A 14122-nucleotide genomic window follows, 5' to 3' on the forward strand; every position below is an offset into this window, starting at 1 on the left:
TCCGGCTAACGGGTGTTTCCGTGCGCCACACCCGGCACCGCCTACCCCAACAGAAAACCCCGGCAGTTCTAGGAACTGCCGGGGTGTCCGGCGGTGAGTGTGGGATTTGAACCCACGGAGCCCGTGAGGACTCAACGGTTTTCAAGACCGTCACATTCGGCCGCTCTGTCAACTCACCTGATGCGCACAGCGCCACACCATTGTGCCACACGAAGGTGAAACGCTCGCGAGGTGCCGCCCCTCGCCAACTGTTAACCGCCAGCCGCCGCTTGCCAAGCTTCAGCTCCAACAACCAACAGTCACGCGCCGCTGACAACCCTACTGGCTGACGCGAGTCCAGTATGCCTTCTGCAGGTCCTCGTCCAGAGGCTTGCCGTCGGTCAGCGCCCATTTGCTGGGCCGCTCAGCATTGCCGGCTTTCGAATCGACGAACACAACATCGCCGTGTTCCTCAACGTGGCGCACCAGGAGCAGGGGCAGTTCGGTCATGTCGACGGGATCTGCGGTCTGCTGCTCTGTCGGCTCCTCACTGGGGTCTGCGGATTCCGAGGCGCCGGGAGTCTGTTCGGCTCCCGCACCTTCCGATTCGTCACCATCCGGCTGCCCGGCTGCCTCGCTGGCTCCCTCGTCAGCCGCTTCCTCTGCCGCTTCCGAGGTACTACTCGCCTCCTCGGTCCCCTCGGCTTCGCTGCTCGGTTCAGCTTCCGGTGCTGGTGTTCGCTTGTCGGCATTGAACAGCGCAGCTCCCGCACCCTTCGGAGCCCCAGCGGAGGCGGTTGGAATTTCGAGGTCTTCCACGGCTTCCATCAGCCGACTGCTGGGCTCGATATCTGCCAACTTCTTCCAGTCGCCGAGCGGTTTGAGCCCCGAGTGGGTGTAGCTGCTTGCCGTGGGTGCGCCCGTGGCGAAGTCCAGTTGGACCATCTGGTCGTCCTGAGTGAGCACAACAGCGCTCGTTTCGTTCCCGGCGAACTCAACGCTGAAGACTTCTTTCACTTCGTAGTATTCGAGCGCTGTGACCAGCTGAGTTCCGGATTCTTCGGCCATTGCTTGGACGGCCGGCATGGTGTTCAGCAGCTTTTCGGCTTCGTCTGTCTGGGCGATTTTCGGCTCGGCCCCGTCAGCACTGGGCACACCGAGGATGCGCTCAGCATCGAGGCTCCACACGACGGTTCCCGAGCCTTCACCGAATCCTTTGCCGGAGGTTGCCACTCGCAGCGTGGCTGACGGTCCGGCGTCGCGGCCGTTGAAGTGTCCGTAGTCCTGTTCGATCGACAGCGCTCGGATTCGATCTGCCTGGTCGATGACGTTCAGGGTCTTGTCGGCGGCGGCCGTAAAGGCGTCAGCGCTGATATCAGCAGCGGGAACACGTGCGGCGTCGGCCGGGGCGCTGCCTCCCGGCTTCTTTTCGGGTTCGCCGGTTTCGCTGAACATCAGACTGGTGAGTTTGCCGTCTTCTTCGAAGACCTGCGCGGTGGCATGTTTTTTGGTGATGATCAGCTGGTAGACGTCCGCGCCTTCATCCTGCAGGGCTTTGACGACCCGTGCTGTCTGTTCGGGTTTGAGGAAATCAGCTTCGGTCTGCTGTTCCTGGGATGGTGCGGCGTCGTCTTCACACGCGCGAATACCGACGGCGGCTATGAGCAGTGCCGCGGCGACTGCGATGATCGTAAGGATCGGCTTGCGCGATCCCCTGTGGGTCGGTTCAGCACTTTCCATGCGGGGACTATCGCTTGTGTCGTGGGTTTCCGGCACCGGTGTCTGCTTCCTTGGCTGCGTGCGCTGAGTCAAGCGGGAGCAAACCCCGCCAACACCCAAGTCTATCGAAGCGCCTTTGAGCGCTTCCGTTCACCGCACTGCTTTTGGGCCACACCTGCGTGAGGACCGCGCGGCACTGTCAGTTGTTGCGCGCTGATTTCGGCTGTGCGGGCGGCTGTTCTTCTTCTTCGGTTTCGTCGCCGTAGTCGCCGTCTTCTTCGTGGAGGGTGTAGTCGCCGATGACCAGCCCGCCCAGGCCTCCGCCCGCGGGTGCGGGCTGGGGTTCGGCTTCTGCAGAATCTGACGAGGTGCCGCTCGGCTTATCCGCCTTCTGTTCCGAGGGGCTGTCGGCCAGTACATCGGCCTGCGCGTCCGACTTGCTGTCAGGCTCGCTGGGCTCGGGCTGAGCCTGCGGCTCAGCCTTGTCGGCAGCTTTTTCCTCAGCCTTCTCCTGGGCTTTTGTGGCCTTCTTGGCCTTCTTGGGCTTCTTCTTCGGTTCGTCCGGCTGTGGGATCTGCAGTTCGGCCCGCTGTGCAAAGTCTTCAGCGCTGACCTTGTCACCGGGAACTGCCCAGGCCGATGCCTGTGCAGCGTCACCCTCAGATCCGGCGTCCGCAACATCCGCGCGGCCAGCGACATCTGCGGCAGGCTGCGTCTTCTTCACGGGAGCGGCAGTGCCGTCTAGACCGAAAGCCCTTCCGCCTTCGTGCTTCTTGGCAGCCTTCTTGCCAACCGGGGCCTGTGCTTCTTCCGAAGCCTGTTTTTCTTCCGGAGCCTCAGCGCGCGGGGTCTTTGTGACCTTCGTCGGTTCGATCGGACCGCTGCGGTGTGCTGCCGTACCGCGCGGAGTGGCCTTCGGCGGACGTCCGCGCAGCGCCAGTGTCAGTGCGGCAAGCGGCACGGTGAGCCATGCCGGTCGGTTGCGCAGCTCCGTGACCACTTCGACCAGCAGTCGGTCGATGAGCACTGCGCGCAGAATCGGGTCGTCCAGGGTGACAGCGCCTTCCACACCGCGGGAGTATCCGGTCAGAAGCGAGTTCTGCGCCCGGTTCGACCATTCGAACTCAGGCGAGTCCGTGACTTCACGCAGCTGGTCAGGTGACAGACCGGAGATGAGCGGCGCCTCGTCAGCTTCGAGAGCTCCCGTGCGCTTGAGCCGCGCGTAGCCAGCGGCGTAGTCCAGGGAGCGCAGCAGCGCGACCAGATCGAAGGCCGGGGGCTTCGGTTCGGCGGTCTGTCCGTCGCTGCCCTCTGCGAAGTTGCGCACCCGGGGGCCAGCGGTGGGAGCCATGATGACATTGCCCAGGGTAAGGTCGCCGTGAATACGCTGCAGACCGCCCACGGATTCGAGGCCGGCAAGCCATTCGCGGTGCCGTTTGAGGTCGCCGCGCAGCGGTTCGAGCGTCAGCGGTGAACGTTCAAACGCCCAGTCAATGCGCTCCTGCCACTTCTTGATCCACGCGCTTGTGGCATCAGCGGATTCCACAATGCCGAAGATGCCGGCGAGGTCGCCGTGCAGTTCGCCGATGCGCGAACCGATCGCCCCTGCGGTGTCGACGAAGCTGGCGGTCGAACCGGAATCGACTTCGAGTGCCGACCAGACGGCCTGCGCCCACGCGGTGTCAGCTTCAGCTTCACCGCCGGTCAGCATGAGGGTGGGAAGTTCGCACGTCTCCAGGCCGTAGCCGTCAAACCAGCGACCGGACATCCAGCCGGCAACGTGCGGAACAGCGGCAGAATCGGCCTTTGTGAGCGCCACCGGCATGTGCAGCGCGGCGGCAGTGGCCGCGTTGAGCACGCGGAAGACCGTGAGCACTGAACGGCTCAGGCCGCGGTCAATGACGACGTTCGTGACGTTAGCGCGGTCCGAAACCGTAACCTGGGCCGAACTGAGAGCATCGGCCACAGCGACCGATGAGCTCAGATCGTCGACATCAACAGCCTGGGGGCTCACGCGGTGTGCGTTGACCTGGTTGCCGGGGAAGCTGCGGCCGGCGGCAATCGCCCCGACCATCGTGAGGACATAGGCGGGGTCCGCCGCGGCGTCGTACACCCAGACCCGGCCCAGCGTCAGATCGTCAATGCGGCCGATGAGGTGCGAGCGCAGGCTGAGCTCTTCTTCGGTCCTGTACGTCAGAGGGATGTTGAGGCGGAACACCTGCTCCGCACCACCCGGTGTGGTGCTGCCGACGGCGATGACCGATTCATAGCCGTACACCTGACCGCCGCTGGGCAGGTCCAGGTGGAACACCTCGACCGAAGACATCGGGGTGACATCCGGGGAGGATGCGAGCACGCGGCCGAGAACCCCCTGCTGCCTCGGAAACCACGACTGCCGGGGCAGCCATTCCGAAAGCAGGTGCTCAAGCTCGCTGCTGATCGCCACTGTATGTTCTCCTCACCAGGATGGACTGACCCTCCCACTGTATCGGCCAACCCCCATATTTCAGTGATATGACGCGGGAAGTTGCCGTCCCGTCAGCTAAAGGTCGAGAATGAAAACGTGTTAATAGACGGCAAGAAACCCCAGGTGCCCCCAACAGCTGCTGAAATCCGTGAGGCCGCCTCGCGAATTCAGCCGAAAGTGGTTTCGACGCCCCTGCACATTTCCGAGCGGCTGTCGGCCGCGACGGGAGCCACCGTCTACCTCAAGCGCGAAGACCTGCAGGCTGTCCGCTCCTACAAGGTGCGCGGCGCGTTCAACTTCATGCTTCAGCTGACCCCAGAAGAACGGGCCCGCGGTGTTGTCGCCGCATCGGCTGGCAACCACGCGCAGGGCTTCGCCCAGGCGTGCAACGATCTGGGCATTGACGGGCGGATCATCGTTCCGCGCACCACCCCGCAGCAGAAGATCCAGCGCATCCGCCATTTCGGCGGCGAGCGCGTGACCGTCCAAATTGAAGGTTCCACCTACGACGACTCTTCGGCACTGGCCAAGCGCTACGCCGAACGGACCGGCGCTCTCATGGTGTCGGCGTTTGACCACCCGCGCACAATTGCCGGGCAGGGCACGATCGGTGTTGAGATCCGCGATCAGCTGGGCTACGACCCCGATTACATCGTCGTGCCGATCGGCGGCGGCGGAGTTCTGGCAGGCATTGCCGAATACGCACGCGAAGCCATGCCCAACACCAAGGTCATCGGCATGGAGCCGGCGGGCGCTGCTTCCATGATCGCCGCATGTTCCGCCGGAAAGCCGGTCGAACTTCCCGAAATCGACTCCTTTGCTGACGGTGCCGCGGTGCGCCGCGCCGGTGATGTCACGTACCAGATGATCTCCGGCATGGACCTTGAGCTGCACCCGGTTCCGGAGGGCCGGATCGCGAAGGAAATGCTCGATTTGTACCAGGTGGACGGCATCATCGCCGAGCCCGCCGGTGCCATCGCCTCGGCCTCTGTCGGTCCGGAAGGGTCTTTCGCCCCGCTCGAAGTTCCCGCGGGTTCGTCTGTCGTGTGTGTTCTCACCGGCGGCAACAACGATATTTCCCGCTACTCGGAAATCCTTGAGCGCTCGCTCGTGTGGGAGGGGCTCAAGCACTACTTCATTGTGAACTTCCCGCAGGAGCCGGGGGCTCTTCGCCGGTTCCTCGACGAGGTGCTGGGCCCGGATGACGATGTCGCCCTGTTTGAGTACATGAAGCGCTCCGGGCGCGAAACCGGTCCCGCTTTTGTCGGCATCACGCTGGGCAATGCGGCTGATCTGCCCGGTCTGCTGCAGCGGATGGACGAATCGCCTCTCGAAATCGAAAAGGTCGGCGAGGACTCGCCTCTGTTCCACATGTTCGTCTGAGTTCGCACTCGTCTGATTGCGGCAACGCCCCGGTCTGGTCTGCTGCCGGACCGGGGCTTGCTGTGTTTCCGGTTTGCTGGCCGCCCCACGCGGACGAGGTGCCGGACACTGTTCCGCCGAGGTGCCGGACTCGTCACCTCCGGGGTGCCGGACTCAAGCTTGTGTCAGTGCCGACAGATAGGCTTGCCACATGGCTGAAGTGACGACGATGCGCGCGGTGACAATCCCAGAGCCCGGTGGGCGCGATGCCCTGTGGGTAAAGGCCGTCGACGTTCCGGAATGTCCGCCCGGGCACGCTCTTGTGCGAGTGGCCGCGGCCGGGGTCAATCGGGCCGACATCGTGCAGCGCGAAGGAAACTACCGTCCTCCCGCGGGTGCCACGCAGATCCCCGGCCTGGAAGTCGCCGGCACCGTTGTCTCCGTCAACCAGGCAGAAAGTGCTGAGCCTGCGGGAACCAGCGCCGCGGCAGATGGCGCGGCACACAGCGCGGCGGGAGTGCAGGCAGGCGATCGCGTGGCGGCTCTGCTCACCGGCGGAGGCTACGCCGAATACGTGCCCGTTCCCGTCGGCCAGCTGATGCCCATCCCCACTGTCACCGACCCAAACAGCGGTGCCGATCGCCCCATGACGTTCGCTGAAGCAGCAGCGCTGCCGGAAGTCATGGCCACCGTGTACTCCAACCTGTTCACCACAGCGCGCCTGCAGCCTGGCGAATGGGTGCTCATCCACGGCGGTGGTTCCGGTATTGGCACCGCGGCCATCCAAATGGCCAAAGCCCACGGAGCAAAAACAGCCGTCACGGTCGGCAGCCAGCGCAAAGCCGAGTTCTGCCGCAAACTGGGTGCAGATGCCGTCATCAACTACCGCGAAGAAGACTTCGTTGACCGCATCAAGCAGATTACGGGGGATGCCCAGCAGCCCGACTCCCCCAATTTCTTCGGGCTTCCACGCGACGACAGCCGCAGGCCTGGCGCTGACGTCATCCTCGACATCATGGGTGCGGCCTACCTCGAAAAGAACACGGAAGCACTCACGCGCGACGGCCGGCTGGTGGTCATCAGCCTGCAGGGCGGTGCGAAGGCCGAACTCAACTTGGGCCGGCTCATGGTGCGCAGGCAGACGGTCATCGCCACGACCCTGCGCGCCCGTTCGGAAGAACAGAAAGCAGCCGTCGTTGCGGGCCTTCTGCAGGACTTCTGGCCGCACGTGGCAAGCGGCCGCATCGCCCCGGTGGTGTACCGGGAACTTCCCATTGACGACGTCGCCGAAGCCCACCGTCTTTTGGAAGACGGCGAAGCCATCGGCAAGGTAATCCTCAAGGTAGGTGCACATGACTGACGCGAACAACACAGCTGAAACCCTCATCGAATCCGAAGAAGAACAGCAGCCGACTGCTGATGCAGATACGGATTCCATCACTGAAAGCGGCGAAGAAAACAGCGCGGAAGGTGATGAGGAAAGCCCGGATGTCACCGACCCGTCCCGGGTTCTGCGCATCGGCAACACGCTGAACCGGCTGTTGGAAGACCTGCGCGGCACTGACGATCTCGATGCCGCCGGACGCAAGAGACTCAGCCGCATCCACAAGGGCGTACGCGAAGACCTCGCAGAGGTTCTCAGCGACGAACTGCTCGAAGAATACGATCGCGGGGCTGCCGCTCTGCCGGTCACACCGTCGCGCGGCGAACTGCTCATCGCCATTTCGCACGCTTCGGGGTGGATTGACGGTCTGGTGCAGAGCATCCAAACCGCCATCATGGCCCGCCAGGCCATGAGCGGCGAGGGTCAGCAGCCCGCCCCCGCGGCTCAGGCTGTCAGGAAGCCCGGACACACACCGGCGGGGCCGGGCAACTACCTGTAATAGGACAGCAGTGGGACTGTTTTCTTGGCTGCGGTCACGCCCGTCAGACGGTGGCGACCAGCGGGCCGATTCACTGGATGCCCGCCTGGGAACAGGCCTGTGGCGTCAGCACCGCGACCGTTTCGGCCGCGCGGTCGACAGGCTGTACGCAACCGCCGTGCAGGCCCAGAAGGAATCCGTCAGCGTCCCGGCGGTCACGGCGGTGGTCGAACTGACCCACCGACTGTCTGAACTCGACCAGCGTGCCGCCCACATTGCCGAATACGCCCACAGCAGGTGGCCGCTGGAAGGGCTTGTTCTCCCCGCCGATGTTCGCCAGCAGGTGGGTGACCTTCCCGAACTGCTCAGCCGCGCAGCGGGAAAAGTATCCGAAGCAGCGCAGGCGGCGGCTCATGTACGCGTCGCTGTACGGCAAGCAGATAACGCTGGCCAGAGTGGGCCACAAGCACCAGAGCCCGCAGCCGGACCAGCGGATGCCGCTGCCGCATCGGCTGCTCGGTTCGTCGATGACGCCGAAGCTCTGATCGCCGAAGCCCAGACACGCACAGGGGTACGGGGCACCGCGGGAAGGGAAACACCATGAGCATGCACCTGCCAGACGAACGCGCTTTGGCCGGTATCCGTCTGATCGCCACGGATGTCGACGGCACTCTGTTGGAAACCGGTACGCCCATCACCACCCGCGTCCTTGAGGCCATCGATGCGGTTCGCGAAACAGGCGCACACGTTGTTCCCGTCACCGGCAGACCCCTGCGCTGGATGGACCCGGTAGCGGCGCAGCTGCCGCAGCTTCAGTGGGCCATCTGCGCCAACGGATCTGCTGTACTCGACATGCAGAGTGGACAGCTGGCGGCTGCCTACGGCATTGATCCCGGCCAGTTGGTTGATTTCCGCGAACGCCTGCACTCTGTTCTTCCGCAGGCAGTGCTGGCCTATGAAACTCCGGACGGGTCGTTCACGTCGCCGGGCTTCGTCCATGATTCAGCAACCGAACTGTCCGAATCAGCTGCTGTGCGGGCTCGCCTAGAGGCTCCCGAAATCGCCTATGGCGAAGAAAGCACGCTCGGCACGGTGCTCAAAGTTCTTGTGCGGATTCCCGGTTCCTATGATTCCGAGGCTCTTCTGAACGCTGTCAGCCCGCTGACCAGCGGGATTTTCCACCCCACGCATTCCAACCCGTCATCGGGTCTGATTGAACTGGCGGCCCCCGGCATCACAAAAGCGCACACTCTCGAAGTCTTTGCCGCTGATCGTGGAATCGGCTCCCCCGAAGTCGCGGCGTTCGGAGACATGCCCAATGACATCGAAATGCTCACGTGGGCCGGTGCGGGCTTTGCAATAGCCGACGGCCACCAGCAGGCACTGCAGGCCGCAGCATTCCGCGCCCCGTCGCTGGCTGACGGCGGCATCGCCCCTGTTCTCGAGGCGATTGCCCGCGCCCGCTCAGCGGAACTCGGCTGAGATTTCGTCCTTCGTCAGGTCGAAGAAGTTCACCAGCTGTTCGGCCAGACCGTCTTCTTCAACCGGGGCGGCGATGATGTCGGCGTAGGCGCCCAGCTTCTCTTTCGACTGACCCATGACAATCGCGGTGTCGACCCACTGAAGCATTTCGACGTCGTTTGAACCGTCGCCGGCACCGATCGTGTGCTTCTGTTCAACGCCGAGGTTCACGCCCACGCGCTGAATGGCGCTGGCCTTGGAAACCCCGTCGGGCTGAATGTCCAACCAGTTCGACCAGCCGACCGAATAGGTGACCCCGTGCAGGCCGATGTTCTGGACAGACTTTTCGAATGCGGCATTGTCGATCGTCATTTCGCGCATGACGATTCGCGTAGCCGTTTTTGTTTTGAGGTCCTCGAAGCTTGTCACACGCAGGTCGCTGCCTACTGCAAGGTCGCCGTCGGGGAACTGCCCGGAGGACCAGCGCACCAGGTCGGTGTCTTCGACCATGTAGAGGGCTTCGGGAAGCACCGAGGACATCCGCTCAAGCGCCGGGCCGGGGTCGAAGCATTCGACGTGGTAGACGTCCCATCCTCGGTCGGATTCAGCATCGAGTTCCACAATGACCGCCCCGTTTGAGGCGACCACGTAGCCGTGGGTGAGGCCCAGCCGGTTGGCGACATCGAGTGCCCCGTCGACGGTGCGGCCGGTGGCGATGACCACGTGGTGACCGCGCCTGGCCACCGCACGGATGACTGCTCGGGTGTAATCCGACAGTCGGTTCTCGTAGTCGACTACTGTTCCATCGAGGTCAAGGGCGACGATGTACTCGGTCACGATCTCTCCTGTGAGTCATCCGGCTGTGGTCGGTGTGTCAGTGCCGCGGCCCTTCCGGCCCCCACGCCTTGATGCCGCCCAGGTAGGGCTGCAGTGCGGCGGGAACGTTGACCGACCCGTCTGCCTGCTGGTGGTTTTCCAGAATCGCCACGATCCAGCGGGTGTTCGCCACGGTTCCGTTGAGGGTGGCGACCGCTTCGGTCTTGCCGTCTTCACCGCGGGTGCGGATGTTCAGCCGGCGGGACTGGAATGTGGTGCAGTTCGAGGTGGAGGTCAGTTCGCGGTAGGTGTTCTGGGTGGGCACCCAGGCTTCCGTGTCGTATTTGCGCGCGGCGGAGTCGCCGAGGTCACCGGCGGCAATGTCGATCACGCGGTAGGGCAGTTCGCAGTACCCGAGCATCTTTTCCTGCAGGTCGAGCATGCGCTGGTGTTCGGCTTCGGCGTCTTCCACGTGGGTGAAGGCGAACATTTCGACCTTCTGGAACTGGTGGACGCGGATGATTCCGCGGGTGTCCTTACCGTAGGATCCGGCTTCGCGGCGGTAGCAGCTGGAAATGCCGCCCAGGCGGATGGGACCGTCGGACAGGTCGATGATTTCGTCTTTGTAGTAGCCGGCCAGCGCCACTTCCGAGGTGCCGACCAGGTAGAGGTCGTCACGTTCCAGGAAGTAGATTTCGTCAGCGTGCTCACCCATGAATCCGGTGCCGGACATGATTTCGGGTTTGACGAGCGTCGGCGTGACGACGGGGGTGAAGCCGGCCTCGATGGCGGTGTCCATTGCCAGGTTGAGCAGCGCCATTTCAAGGCGTGCACCGAAGCCGGTCAGGTAGTGGAAGCGCGATCCGGACACCTTGGCGCCGCGGCCGGTGTCGATTGCGGACAGGCCTTCGCCGATTTCCAGGTGGTCTTTCGGCTCAAAGCCCTCTGCTGCGAAGTCGCGGGGCGTTCCTTCACGGCGGATCTCGACGGAGTCTTCTTCCCCGCCGGAGGGCACACCGTCGATGATGAGGTTCGGAACCTTCTGCACCGCGGCGGTGAAGGCCTGTTCGGCTTCCGAAGCGTCGGCTTCGAGCGACTTGACGCGCTCGGCCAGCTGTTTGGCTTCGGCTACGAGCGCCTGCTTGGCTTCGGGGTCCTTTTCCTGCGAAACCTTCTTCCCGAAGGCCTTCTGCTGGGCGCGAGCCTCTTCGAAAGCGGTCAGGCTCTGCCGACGGGCAGAATCGGCGGACAGGACGTCGTCAATCAGTTCGACGCTTCCGCCGCGGGCCCGCTGCGAGGCCTTGAATACGTCCGGGTTGTTCCTCAGCTGCACAAGATCAATCACGCCCCTAAGCTTAGCCGGCCCTGTCGAACGTGCAGGTGACGGGAGTGAGAACGTCCCGATCCGCACGAACCTCACAGCCGGGGCGGCTAGACTCGCATCATGTACTTCAGCACGCAGACCGTTCTGACCATCCTGCTGATACTCGTCGTAGCTCTTGTTGCCTACGCGATCGGTCACAGCGTCGGAGCACTGCGCACACGCCGAAGCATTGACAGTCAAAGTTCCTCGGAACTCGCCAAGGTGACGAGCGAGCGTGAGTCCAGCGGCACCTCGTCAGACAAACAGCCCAGGTTTGCCGTGGTCTACAACCCCACAAAGCCAGAGGCCCAGGAGATCATCGCCGCGGCCCAGACCGAGGCACGCAATTCGCGGTGGGCTCAGCCGCTCATCATTCCCTCGGACGAAGAGGACGGAGGGGTCGCGGCTGCCCGGAGGGCTGTCGATGAGGGGGTTGACCTCATCATCGCCGCCGGAGGGGACGGCACTGTGCGCGCTGTGGCACACGTGATTGCCGATACCGATGTGGCTCTGGGCTTGGTGCCGATCGGCACCGGGAACCTGCTGGCCAGGAACACCGGCCTGTTCTTTGAAAATCCGGAATGGTCCATCAAGATCGCCATGTACGGACACGACAGGCACATTGACGTCATCCGCACGCGCACCAGCCCGCAGGCCGAACCTGATACATCCGTTGTCATGACCGGCATGGGCTATGACGCAGCGGTCATGGAGACCGTGTCGCCGGAACTCAAAGAGCGGATCGGCTGGTTGGCCTATGTTGAGGCCGGCAGCCGCCAGCTGACTGGAAACCGCACCAAAGTCAAAATGAAGTTCGACGACAAACCGGTGCAGTCGTACTCCATCCGCTCGGTGCTGGGCGCCAATGCCGGTCGAGTGCAGGCGGGCCTTGAGCTGCTGCCCGGATCGCGACCGGACGACGGGCTCATCAATGTCCTGGTGACCACGCCTAAGAACATTGCACAGTGGGCGAGTGTTCTGCTGGCAGTGGTTGGCCGTCGAAAGCGGGGGCTTGCCACCGAGATCGTCACTTGTTCATCTGTGACCATCGAAGCTGAAGAAGAGCTCGCTTTGCAGCTCGACGGTGACTTTGCGGGCATGAGCGACTACTTCGAGATGAGGGTAGTTCACGCAGCTTTGACGCTGCGCACGCCCACACCGAATCAGCGTCGCCAAATGCGCTCAGCCCAGTGGAACCTGCCGGGGTAGACGGAGGCTGGCCGCGCTGACCGGTTCAGGAAGTTCACGGATCAGGGCATACGAAGAGTCAGAAGCGAAGCTGCGACCATGCTGAGGTTGTCGAGCTCTTCGTCCGAAAAGACCTTGCCGAAGATTTCTTGGATCTGGAATTCGTGCAGCTCGTTTGCCGCAGTCATCTCTTCGGTCCCCTCAGCGGTGATCCGCACGTACTGTGACCGAGCGTCACCAGTCTGCGTTTCCCGCGTGACGAAGCCGCGCTGCACGAGTTTGTTGACCCGGTAGGTCATGCGGGGCGGCGAAAAGCCGACAGCACCGGCAAGATCGGACATGCGCATCTGCTGATCCGGGGCGTCGTGGAGCGCAACCAGAATATAGAGGTCAACCAGATCTACTCGCGTGTTCTGCTTGAGGCTGGCGTCGCAGCCCTCAATCACCCTCGACTGGAACAGGTGCCACAGCCTCCATGCCTGCATGGGTTTGCTGCCGGAGAACATGTTGCGCCACTTGTCAACAGCGCGGATATCCCCGATACGCGATGCGATGTCATAGGGCGTGGGGCCGCCCTGGCCGGCTTCCGTGTCCGCCGTATGGTCCTCCTGCACGACCATCCCCTCCGCGTCTACGCGATATTTCATCGACCTGCCGAATTTCGCTGGTCGAACAAGCCCGAATTCTACACTGCAACCTTAAGTCAAGGTAAATTCAACTTCTTGTTCCCTTGCCATCGAGACAGGCAATAATCATTTGAAGTATCCCATACTCACGATGTCTGCACCTGCCCCGAGCAAGAGCACAGCGGTATGGTCGTGACATGGCTGACAACACCCCAAGCACGAACGACGATCTCCAGCTGAGGATGCTCGCCGAAGGCTTCTACCTGCAGGCACTGGACCAGGTGACGCACGCAGGAATGGGCGGCCCGTCACGACTGCCCGGATGGACCCGCAAGCATGTCGCGATGCACGTCATCGCCAATGCCGATGCCTTTATGCGCTTGATCGAATGGGCACGCACTGGGAATGAAAACCCCATGTACCCGTCGCGGGCAGCACGGGATGCCGAAATTGAGCAGCTTGTGGCATCGACCCCCGATGGGGATGTCAGCACGATGGCCCACGAAGCTTCCGAGGAACTCACACAAGCACTCAACACCATGAATAACGATGCCTGGTCGGTGCTCGTACGCACGGGGCAGGGTGAAGAAGCTGCCGCATCGTTTATCCCATGGGCGCGCGCCCGGGAATGTTTTGTCCACGCACTTGACCTCAACATCGGCTACACGGCACTCGACTTCCCGACAGCCGCCGCCGACCGTATTTTTGCGGAGCTTCTTGGCTACTGGAAGAAGACAGAGACCCGCGCGAACTTCCTCTTCCACGTGACCGACCGGGAAGACCTTGCCGAGTGGCACATCAACACTCCCGGAACCGAGAAGAACGACACCGACTTCAGCCGGCCGGTTGAGGTGACAGGTGAGTTCAATGAGCTGCTGCAGTACGCGATCGGCCGCGGATGGCCGGCATCAGGCAGGCAGGACAACGCAAAGGGCGCCGCGGGAACAGCTACCCCAGAGGACCTGCCCACTCCCCCGCCCTGGGTGTGAGCGAGCAGCGCAGCTCAGGCCACCTTTTGCCTCATTTAGATAACAATTACTCAGTTTTTCCGGGATTCCGGACATTCTGAAGATGAATTCTACGTAAACGCGCCGCTCTCACCAGGCACTTCTTCGGCTTTCGAAGTTACTTTTACGTACTCGCTCAGAAAGCCGTGGTGCCTCATTGTCAAGTCCCCGCGTAGTGGGGGTCCGTGCCTCATGTGTTTTTCCCCGCGTAGTGGGTGTGGGGTTTAGCTGACGCGGCGTATGCCTGTGGTTGGTGGGGTGTGTGGGTGGAG

At 62.9% G+C, this 14122-nt stretch carries 12 protein-coding genes and 1 tRNA gene; 7 read left to right on the forward strand and 6 right to left on the reverse strand.

All coding sequences use genetic code 11. The features are described 5' to 3' along the window. Positions 1-91 precede the first annotated feature (91 nt). The 3 genes from Bravens_RS08615 to Bravens_RS08625 all read right to left on the reverse strand — a co-directional run bounded on the left by Bravens_RS08615 (position 92) and on the right by Bravens_RS08625 (position 4144). Positions 92-178, reverse strand: a tRNA-Ser gene (locus Bravens_RS08615). A 140-nt stretch (positions 179-318) separates the two neighbouring features. Then, positions 319-1719, reverse strand: coding sequence for a hypothetical protein (locus Bravens_RS08620; protein ID WP_157452737.1), 1401 nt, complete (start codon positions 1717-1719; stop codon positions 319-321). Between the two features lie 178 nt (positions 1720-1897). Next, positions 1898-4144: a maltokinase N-terminal cap-like domain-containing protein gene (locus Bravens_RS08625; RefSeq protein WP_062022455.1), complete on the reverse strand. Its 2247-nt coding sequence runs from the start codon at positions 4142-4144 to the stop codon at positions 1898-1900. A gap of 144 nt (positions 4145-4288) precedes the next feature. Here Bravens_RS08625 and ilvA point away from each other — a divergent pair, with 144 nt between their 5' ends. The 5 genes from ilvA (at position 4289) to Bravens_RS08650 (ending at position 8871) form a co-directional block, all read left to right on the forward strand. After that, complete coding sequence (gene ilvA, locus Bravens_RS08630; RefSeq protein WP_167346407.1) at positions 4289-5548, forward strand: threonine ammonia-lyase IlvA; 1260 nt, start codon at positions 4289-4291, stop codon at positions 5546-5548. Positions 5549-5738: 190 nt separating this feature from the next. Further along, positions 5739-6887: an NAD(P)H-quinone oxidoreductase gene (locus Bravens_RS08635; RefSeq protein WP_157452738.1), complete on the forward strand. Its 1149-nt coding sequence runs from the start codon at positions 5739-5741 to the stop codon at positions 6885-6887. Further along, a complete protein-coding gene (locus Bravens_RS08640; RefSeq protein ID WP_062022458.1) occupies positions 6880-7410 on the forward strand; it encodes a proteasome activator in 531 nt (176 codons plus the stop codon). Before Bravens_RS08635 ends, Bravens_RS08640 begins: the two co-directional genes overlap by 8 nt. A gap of 10 nt (positions 7411-7420) precedes the next feature. Further along, complete coding sequence (locus Bravens_RS08645; RefSeq protein ID WP_062022461.1) at positions 7421-7993, forward strand: hypothetical protein; 573 nt, start codon at positions 7421-7423, stop codon at positions 7991-7993. After that, positions 7990-8871, forward strand: coding sequence for an HAD family hydrolase (locus tag Bravens_RS08650; protein WP_062022464.1), 882 nt, complete (start codon positions 7990-7992; stop codon positions 8869-8871). The genes Bravens_RS08645 and Bravens_RS08650 overlap by 4 nt, the downstream gene beginning before the upstream one ends. Here the strand turns inward: Bravens_RS08650 and Bravens_RS08655 are convergent. Both Bravens_RS08655 and serS read right to left on the reverse strand, forming a co-directional pair. Next, the gene (locus Bravens_RS08655) at positions 8854-9687 is read right to left on the reverse strand and encodes an HAD family hydrolase (RefSeq protein ID WP_062022466.1); all 834 of its coding nucleotides are present in this window, start codon (positions 9685-9687) and stop codon (positions 8854-8856) included. The genes Bravens_RS08650 and Bravens_RS08655 overlap by 18 nt on opposite strands. A 37-nt stretch (positions 9688-9724) precedes the next feature. Continuing rightward, positions 9725-11011: a serine--tRNA ligase gene (gene serS / locus Bravens_RS08660; RefSeq protein WP_062022469.1), complete on the reverse strand. Its 1287-nt coding sequence runs from the start codon at positions 11009-11011 to the stop codon at positions 9725-9727. A gap of 99 nt (positions 11012-11110) precedes the next feature. Between serS and Bravens_RS08665 the strand changes: the two genes are divergently transcribed. Beyond that, positions 11111-12238, forward strand: a complete 1128-nt coding sequence (locus tag Bravens_RS08665) for a diacylglycerol/lipid kinase family protein (RefSeq protein WP_062022472.1) — start codon at positions 11111-11113, stop codon at positions 12236-12238. 41 nt (positions 12239-12279) lie between these two features. On the opposite strand, the gene Bravens_RS08670 is transcribed toward Bravens_RS08665, so the two are convergent. Continuing rightward, positions 12280-12864 carry a MarR family winged helix-turn-helix transcriptional regulator gene (locus Bravens_RS08670; protein WP_082791105.1) on the reverse strand — a complete coding sequence of 195 codons (585 nt, stop codon included), beginning with the start codon at positions 12862-12864 and terminating at the stop codon, positions 12280-12282. A 176-nt stretch (positions 12865-13040) separates the two neighbouring features. Between Bravens_RS08670 and Bravens_RS08675 the strand changes: the two genes are divergently transcribed. After that, a complete protein-coding gene (locus Bravens_RS08675) occupies positions 13041-13832 on the forward strand; it encodes a maleylpyruvate isomerase family mycothiol-dependent enzyme (protein ID WP_062022479.1) in 792 nt (263 codons plus the stop codon). Positions 13833-14122 lie beyond the last annotated feature (290 nt).

Origin of the sequence: Brevibacterium ravenspurgense, from assembly GCF_001584615.1 — a bacterium.
Taxonomy (GTDB): Bacteria; Actinomycetota; Actinomycetes; order Actinomycetales; family Brevibacteriaceae; genus Brevibacterium; species Brevibacterium ravenspurgense.

Excerpts from the sequence above, each read along its gene's own strand:
- Bravens_RS08640 (WP_062022458.1), top strand. The coding sequence starts at position 6,880 with ATGACTGACGCGAACAACACAGCTGAAACCCTCATCGAATCCGAAGAA.
- Bravens_RS08635 (WP_157452738.1), top strand. The coding sequence starts at position 5,739 with ATGGCTGAAGTGACGACGATGCGCGCGGTGACAATCCCAGAGCCCGGT.
- Bravens_RS08650 (WP_062022464.1), top strand. The coding sequence starts at position 7,990 with ATGAGCATGCACCTGCCAGACGAACGCGCTTTGGCCGGTATCCGTCTG.
- Bravens_RS08620 (WP_157452737.1), bottom strand. The coding sequence starts at position 1,719 with ATGGAAAGTGCTGAACCGACCCACAGGGGATCGCGCAAGCCGATCCTT.
- Bravens_RS08670 (WP_082791105.1), bottom strand. The coding sequence starts at position 12,864 with ATGAAATATCGCGTAGACGCGGAGGGGATGGTCGTGCAGGAGGACCAT.
- Bravens_RS08665 (WP_062022472.1), top strand. The coding sequence starts at position 11,111 with ATGTACTTCAGCACGCAGACCGTTCTGACCATCCTGCTGATACTCGTC.
- Bravens_RS08675 (WP_062022479.1), top strand. The coding sequence starts at position 13,041 with ATGGCTGACAACACCCCAAGCACGAACGACGATCTCCAGCTGAGGATG.